The organism is uncultured Brevundimonas sp., from assembly GCF_937870815.1.
GTDB lineage: Bacteria > Pseudomonadota > Alphaproteobacteria > Caulobacterales > Caulobacteraceae > Brevundimonas.
This window is the reverse complement of the sequence record NZ_CALMZS010000133.1, coordinates 1-6803: the sequence shown is the minus strand read 5'-3', so window position 1 is coordinate 6803 and position 6803 is coordinate 1. Positions and strand designations below refer to the sequence as shown.

Sequence of the window (6803 nt, the reverse complement as noted above, 5' to 3'; positions counted from 1 at the left end):
CTTCTGATCACCGCCGGACTCCTGCTGGCGCCGGCCGTCGCCCGGGCCGATCCGTGCGAGGGCCGGCTGCCCGCTCGCGCCGGGGAAGCCTTTGAGGGGATCGTGCGCTACGTCGGCGACGGCGACAGTCTGTGCGTGGGTGACGCCGTCGACCCGGCCGCCTGGATCGAGGTGCGCCTTTCGGACTTCGACGCCCCCGAACTGCACAGCGCCACCGGCCGCGCGGACCGTGACCGCCTGGCTCGCCTCGTCGCCCGCCGCCGGCTCGATTGCGTCGCGGTTCGGGGCCGGAACGGCCGGGTCATCGTCCACGACCGCGTGATCGCCTCCTGCAGGCTGAACGGACGTCGGGTCGGCGACCTCCTCCGCGCCGCCGGGGGCCGGGAGGGTGGAAACTAAAGCCCCGATCTCCGGTCGCCCGGAGGGACCGTTCCGCGGATAGACAACCTGTCGAACCCGGGTGGCGCGGCGTGGAGCAGCTCCCGCCTCACCGCGTGGGTGGTCAGGAAAGGCTGGGCTGATGCGTGGGCTGCGCCACATCACGCCAAGCCGTCAGTCGTGAACATCTCCGGCTCAATTGGCTGATTGTGCAGAGGCCGGGCTCTGCTTCGATGCGGCCTCTGTGCGGCGCCGGTGCTGGACAAGGAGGTCGAGGAGCTCGCCTTGGCCACGGCCCGCTACAGGGTGCATGCGTCTGCTCACCTTCCCGCAGACCAAGTCGTCGAGATGCCAGCGGGGCGACGGCGCGGGCCGTCGGCGCTTCAAGCGGCCGGGCGATCAGAGGCCCTTCACTCGACGCATGACGGCGGTCGCCGGCCAATTTCGCCAATCCGGCTCCGTCCCAGATCTCAAGCCGCGGACGGAGCCGGATTGGCGCGCCGGATCGCCGTTCTCAGCTCAGGCCTTCGCCTCGGCCGGCGCGTGATGGTGCCGCTGTTGGGCCGCGTGACCTTCATGGCCGGCGCAGGTGCCATGATGAACCTGCAAGTCGCTGGGCGCGGCTGACTTCAGCAACACCTGAACGCGCTTGACCTCTTCCGGCGCGCCGTGGGCCAGGACCAGGAATTTGTCCGCCTTGACTGCTTCCTGGTAGCGGATGACCGAGTCCTTCGGGATGCCGATGCCAGCCAAGGCGCCTGCGAGAGCGCTTACGCCGCCGACCAGGAGCGCGCCCTCGACGGCGCCCAGAAGCATGGCGGCGAGATGCCCCAGCACGACCACGGGACCGATCAGCGGCACTGTCATGAAAACGCCGCCCACGAAGAGGCCCCATAGGCCGCCCCAGAAAGCGCCGTTCGCGCCCCAGAGCTTGATTCGATCGCCGACGTTGTAGAAGCCGATCACCTTCTCGTCGCTGTGATAGCCTTTACCGATGATGGTGAGCTGCCGAACTGGAAAGTCCGAGCGGCCGATTTCACGGACCGCTTCCTCGGCTTCGGCATGGTTGTCAAACACCGCGACAGCAACATTTTCTTCGCTCATGGCTCCGCCCTTTGATCTTGCTGTCCGACCCTCTTGGTCCTGACCGGGACAAGACGCGCACGGTCCGGCGGCATTACATGATCCCGGCCAGTCAGCTTAGACAAGCAACCGGCGCTCCTCGTCGATCATGTAGTCACGCGTGGGCGGGGAAGCCTTGATGCTTCGCGTGAGCTGAATCTGGAACACCGTCATATTGCCGCCCCTGAACGCCGCCTCGCAGGCTGCAAGGTAAAACTCCCACATCCGACAGAAGCGCTCGTCGTAAATCTCGGCCGCGCGGGCCCGATGAGCCCGAAACCGCTCGGACCAGCACCGAAGGGTCTCGGCGTAGTGGAGCGGCAGGAGTTCCACATCAGTCACGCGGAGCCCGCTAGGTTCGATCGCGGTGAACACTTCCGACAATGCCGGGCAGTAACCGCCGGGAAAGATATATTTTTCGATCCACGGGTCACAACCCGACGGCGGACCCGTTCTGCCGATCGCGTGGATGACGGCGAGCCCGTCCGGCGCCAGCAATCGATGTACGATATTGAAGAACTCTCCAAAGTGCGTCGGGCCGACATGTTCGAACATCCCGACCGACACGATCCGGTCGTAGACCCCGGTCTCATGACGGTAGTCGCGAAGGTGAAACCGCACGTGCGGCTCCAGACCGCCGTCCGCCACACGGGCGGTGGCGACCTTGAACTGTTCCTGTGAGAGCGTCAGACCATCGACTTCGACGCCGTGCCGGCTCGCCAGCTCAAGCGCCAGGCCACCCCAGCCACTTCCTATATCGAGCACGCGGGCGCCGGTCTCCAGACGCAGCTTCGCGGCGATGTGACGCTTCTTCTTGGCCTGGGCCAGTTCAAGACTTTCGTCCCCATCCTGGAAATAGGCGCAGGAGTACTGCAGGTCGGGGTCGAGGAAGAGGCGATAGAGTTCCTCGGAAAGGTCATAGTGGTGGGCGACATTGGCGCGAGCCCGTTCGACCGGATTGGGCCGTTGGGGCTTCCGGGACGGGCTGGCGAATCCGCGCGCCGCCTGGGACGATCTGGCGAAATCACTGGCGATGGAAGCACCCATCATCAGGAAGTCGCGCAGCGAACCCTGTTCCAGGACAAGCGTGCCGTCCATGTAGGCTTCACCCACGCCCAGCATGGGGTCGGCCAGGACGCGCCCCGGGATTCGGGGATCCGTGAGCCGGATGCTCGCCGTTGGCGTGTCGTCCGGGCCGAAGACATGCCGCTGTCCCCAGGGATCGATGACCACGAGCGAGCCATGCTGTACGGCACGCCCAAGCGCCGTGGCGAGAAGGTGGAATGCGGTGCGGTCGGGCAGAATGGACCGGAGGGCTTCCTTGATCATCAGGCTCACCGTGGTGGAGAGGGGGCGCACGGTGAGACGCCGGAGTCTGGGGGACATTACAGGCAACGCGGTTTGCGAACCAAACCCAACGTCCAACGCTTGCCTTGCTCTTTGGGGCTCAGGGGCACGCCGCCCCGACCTGTAATGGAAGGGCCGCCGGGGCGTCCCTTGTAATGATTGGAGCGTTCCTCCCAGTCGTTCCGTGAGCGGAGGGTCTCGTGTCTACGCTACGTTCACTCGCGTTTGGCGGTCTGTGGGGACTCTGGACCGCGCTTTTTGGTCTGGCGATCCCGCTCGTATCGATCGCCGGGTCCCCACCGGCGGCGGTGCGAACGCTGTCGCGGGTCTGGGCCCGCGGCGTGCTGGCCCTGCTGGCTGGCGTCGTCGGTTTGCGGCATCGGGAGCGGGGCCGGGAGCACGTTCATCCTATGCCGGGCCTGATTGTCTCCAACCATCAATCGACCTGGGAAACCCTGGCGGCCCTCATCCTGTTTCCTGATGTTGCGATTGTGGCCAAGCGCGAACTCCTGCGTATCCCGGTGATGGGCTGGTACCTGAGGCACTCGCCGATGATCCTGATCGATCGGGCATCGGCGGCCGCCTCCCTCCGGGAGATGACATTGCAAAGTCGGGCGGCCCTGGCGCTCGGACGCCCCGTGCTGATCTTTCCGGAAGGCACCCGCAAGGCGGTCGGCGAACCGATCGAGTTCCGGCGTGGTGTGGAGTTTCTCTACAAGGCGCTCGGCGTCCCGGTCCTCCCTGTTGTCCTGGATTCGGGGCGCTTCTGGGGTCTCGGCGGCCTTCCCGAACGGTCAGGGGTCATCACCGTGTCGCTCCTGGAGCCGATCAACCCCGGCCTCAGCGCAAAGGATTTCACCCGGACGGCGCAAGCCGCCATGCAAGCCGAGGTCGGTGCGATCGAGAAGCGGCGGGTGGCGGCGCCCGGCTTGTCGGCGGGTTGGCTCGCATCTCCTCAAATGCCGGAGCTCCGTCCATGAAGATCGCCCAGGTCACGCCGCTGTACGAAGCCGTGCCACCCAGGCTGTATGGCGGCACCGAGCGGGTCGTCGCCCATCTGACCGACGCTCTGGTCGACCTGGGGCACAACGTCACCCTGTTCGCCTCGGCCGACGCCGAGACGCGCGCGCGGCTCATCCCCGTACGCGATCAGGCGATCCGGCTGGATCCGGCGCCGTTCAAGTCGGACCTGGCCGCACACATGGTCATGCTGTCGGATGTGCTGAAGCGCGCCGACGACTTCGACGTCATCCACTTCCACACCGACATGATCCAGTTCCCGATGTTCGAGCGGTACGCCGATCGGACCCTCACCACCCTGCACGGGCGCCTGGACATGAAGGATATCGGCGGCGTCTACGAGCGCTGGCCGCAGTTCGGCCTCGTCTCGATCTCGGACGACCAGCGACGCCCCCTGCCCTTCGCCAACTGGAAGGCCACGGTGCACCACGGCATGCCGGGCGAACTCTACCGGTTCTCGCCGAAGTCGGAGGGCTATCTGGCCTTCCTGGGCCGCATCTCGCCCGAGAAACGGCCGGACCGGGCCATCGAGATCGCCGCCAGGCTGAACAAGCCGCTGAAGATGGCGGCCAAGGTCGACGCGGCCGACAAGGTCTATTGGGAGACCGTCATCAAGCCGATGGTCGATGGCAATCCGCTGGTCGAGTTCATCGGCGAGATCGGCGACCACCAGAAGTCGGCCTTCCTTGGCGGGGCCGAGGCCCTGCTGTTCCCCATCGACTGGCCCGAACCCTTCGGCCTGGTGATGATCGAAGCCATGGCCTGCGGCACGCCGGTCGTCGCGTTCCGCTGCGGTTCGACTTCCGAGGTGATCCAGGACGGCGAGACCGGCTTTCTGGTCGACACGCTTGATGAGGCCGTCGCGGCTGCCGGCCGGGCGCATCTGCTGGACCGCGCGGTGATCCGCGCCCGGTTCGACCTGCGGTTCTCGGCCACGGCCATGGCGAGGCGCTATCTGGACGTCTATGGCGACCTGTCGGCGCAACGGCCTTTTGCCGAACAAGCGATCGACGGCTGTTCGGCGCGCCGGCATGAGCCGTTGAGCTTCGCAGTCTTGGCCTGAGATAAGCCGGCCAGGATCGCTCCTGCCCCGTCCGGCGCTTCGGCCAGAAGTCATGACCGGCGCGCCGGATCATGCGGTTGTGCTGACCTCAGGTGGTCGCCGGCCCCTTCCACGCCCCGGCGCCATCACAGCGTTGGCGGCATGACCGTCGCGAGCGTGACACCGGCGCGGGGCAGGTCAGGGGCGAGTTTGTCACGGGATCCGGCACTGGATCAGTTCGAGGCAGAGGACGGCTCGAAGGACGCGGACGTCGGAGCGCGGCGCGGACCCCTTTCCTTTCCTCCCATAGGCCTGGCTCTGGCTTCAGCCGGAGGCCGCGAGTTTCGGGAGTCAGGCGCTGTGCGCGACTGAACGCCTTCCGCGCCGCATCCGCACTGCACTGTCATACTGCGGGCGAGCGAGGCTGTGAGGTCGGAGGTCGCCGAGGAAAGTGCAGCAGCACGATGACACTGAGCACTGCCGCGAAAAAGCACCACACGGAGATCAACCATACGGCGTAAAAAACATAGGCCCCGACGAAGGCCACGAAGGCCGCGAGACCAAACAGCCTGACCCTGGAGTGGCTCGAAAAAAGCATGCTGACGCAAGTGCTGAGGACGTACAGCAACATTACAGCGGCGGCATAGAAGTGTGGGGACACGTAGGCGATGTGCGCGCCCTGCACCTTCGAAACGATCGGCAAGTTGACGATGAAATACAGCAGGTAGAGGCCTACCGCGGCCCCGACGAACGCAATGGCGAGCAACACCCGGCGACGCCACGGTATGGGCTCAAGCAGCAGAACCGCGATCGGAACATAGACCGGCCAAAGCACGTGCGAGAAAACGGAATAGACGACCGTCAGAACTGTGTTCAACAGCGGCGCCTTGTCGGGAAACGTCAGCCAGATGGCTCCCTCGATCAGCTGTTGAATGCCGAACAGTACCGGAATCAGGGAAAAGGGCAGCTCGGCGCGCCGCCGAGCGCGGCGGACCGTGACGGCGCCGACAATCAGCAGCGCCGCTCCGGCTGAGAAACTGGCCGTGGCTGAAAAACACATGCGTGTTCAATCCCAAACGCTCGACAGTCTCGGGGACGGGTTGGCGGGACTATATCCCGCCGGCCAATAAAGTCCCGAGCCAAAAAGCTGGCGGTGATCAATCTCAAACGACACGGGTCCGGTCAGACACCCAGAGACGCGATCTGTCCGTGCGATACGGATCTGGCCCCGGGGCTTCCAAAAGCGGCGGCGCCCGAAGCGCTCCCGGCGTGATCCGCACCTGTTCTGTAAGGAGCCTGGATCGGCCGCGTCTTAGGTTTCATCGGAGCGATCCTGACAAGACTTCGGCCATGCCGGAGCTCGGACCGAACGCTCCACCGAAAGATCCAGGAAAGACCGATGAATTGGGTGGTGGACAACTGGCCCTGGCTCCTGTTCGGGGCGGCCTTCGTAGGGCTGCACCTTGTAGGGCACGGCGGGCACGGCGGGCACGGCGGGCACGGCGGTCATGGGTCGCGCCGAGCCGAGGAGGACAGCGATGGCGGCGTTTCGCGAGAGGACGACCGAAAACCGCCCCATGTCCACTGAGCGGGATCGGGCCCGGCCAGGTTGCAGAAGCATCGAAGGAAACGCCGCATGATGGACACTAGAATTGTGAGCTGGGCCCTCGGCATATGGGCGTCCGTGACGTTCCTCCTGTGCGTGGTCTACGGTTTGATCGCGCCCGAGAATTTGCATGCGCAGGCTCTGCTGGAGCAGCTGTTGCCCGCCTTCCAGTGGCTGACATGGCCCGGATTCCTGTTGGGCCTTGCCGAGAGCTTTCTCTACGGGGCCTACGCCGGATTGGTTTTTTGCCCCGTCTACAACTGGCTGAACCGGCGCTGGGGTCGGGGT

At 65.5% G+C, this 6803-nt stretch carries 8 protein-coding genes; 5 read left to right on the top strand and 3 right to left on the bottom strand.

Annotation, left to right across the window (positions count from 1 at the left end):
- A partial coding sequence (locus Q0588_RS08570; protein WP_298745529.1) for a nuclease occupies positions 1–399 on the top strand: 399 nt, incomplete at its 5' end.
- Between the two features lie 498 nt (positions 400–897).
- Here Q0588_RS08570 and Q0588_RS08565 read toward each other — a convergent pair.
- Both Q0588_RS08565 and Q0588_RS08560 read right to left on the bottom strand, forming a co-directional pair.
- Positions 898–1482: a general stress protein gene (locus tag Q0588_RS08565; protein WP_154726937.1), complete on the bottom strand. Its 585-nt coding sequence runs from the start codon at positions 1480–1482 to the stop codon at positions 898–900.
- 96 nt (positions 1483–1578) lie between these two features.
- Positions 1579–2829 (bottom strand): cyclopropane-fatty-acyl-phospholipid synthase family protein, encoded by a 1251-nt coding sequence (locus tag Q0588_RS08560; protein ID WP_298745528.1) that lies wholly within the window; start codon positions 2827–2829, stop codon positions 1579–1581.
- A 359-nt stretch (positions 2830–3188) separates the two neighbouring features.
- On the opposite strand from Q0588_RS08560, the gene Q0588_RS08555 reads away from it, so the two are divergent.
- Together Q0588_RS08555 and Q0588_RS08550 are read left to right on the top strand one after the other, a co-directional pair.
- A complete protein-coding gene (locus Q0588_RS08555) occupies positions 3189–3827 on the top strand; it encodes a lysophospholipid acyltransferase family protein (RefSeq protein WP_298745527.1) in 639 nt (212 codons plus the stop codon).
- Complete coding sequence (locus Q0588_RS08550; RefSeq protein WP_298745525.1) at positions 3824–4930, top strand: glycosyltransferase family 4 protein; 1107 nt, start codon at positions 3824–3826, stop codon at positions 4928–4930. The genes Q0588_RS08555 and Q0588_RS08550 overlap by 4 nt, the downstream gene beginning before the upstream one ends.
- Positions 4931–5312: 382 nt before the next feature.
- Here the strand turns inward: Q0588_RS08550 and Q0588_RS08545 are convergent, their stop codons facing one another.
- Entirely contained in the window at positions 5313–5969 is a 657-nt protein-coding gene (locus Q0588_RS08545) for a DUF6629 family protein (protein ID WP_298745524.1), read from the bottom strand.
- A 339-nt stretch (positions 5970–6308) separates the two neighbouring features.
- Here Q0588_RS08545 and Q0588_RS16035 point away from each other — a divergent pair, with 339 nt between their 5' ends.
- Together Q0588_RS16035 and Q0588_RS08540 are read left to right on the top strand one after the other, a co-directional pair.
- The gene (locus Q0588_RS16035) at positions 6309–6497 is read left to right on the top strand and encodes a DUF2933 domain-containing protein (protein ID WP_154726942.1); all 189 of its coding nucleotides are present in this window, start codon (positions 6309–6311) and stop codon (positions 6495–6497) included.
- A gap of 48 nt (positions 6498–6545) precedes the next feature.
- Positions 6546–6803 (top strand): DUF5676 family membrane protein (locus tag Q0588_RS08540; protein WP_154726943.1); only part of this gene is annotated, 258 nt, incomplete at its 3' end.

Excerpts from the sequence above, each read along its gene's own strand:
- Q0588_RS08565 (WP_154726937.1), bottom strand. The coding sequence starts at position 1,482 with ATGAGCGAAGAAAATGTTGCTGTCGCGGTGTTTGACAACCATGCCGAA.
- Q0588_RS08560 (WP_298745528.1), bottom strand. The coding sequence starts at position 2,829 with ATGATCAAGGAAGCCCTCCGGTCCATTCTGCCCGACCGCACCGCATTC.
- Q0588_RS08550 (WP_298745525.1), top strand. The coding sequence starts at position 3,824 with ATGAAGATCGCCCAGGTCACGCCGCTGTACGAAGCCGTGCCACCCAGG.
- Q0588_RS08545 (WP_298745524.1), bottom strand. The coding sequence starts at position 5,969 with ATGTGTTTTTCAGCCACGGCCAGTTTCTCAGCCGGAGCGGCGCTGCTG.
- Q0588_RS16035 (WP_154726942.1), top strand. The coding sequence starts at position 6,309 with ATGAATTGGGTGGTGGACAACTGGCCCTGGCTCCTGTTCGGGGCGGCC.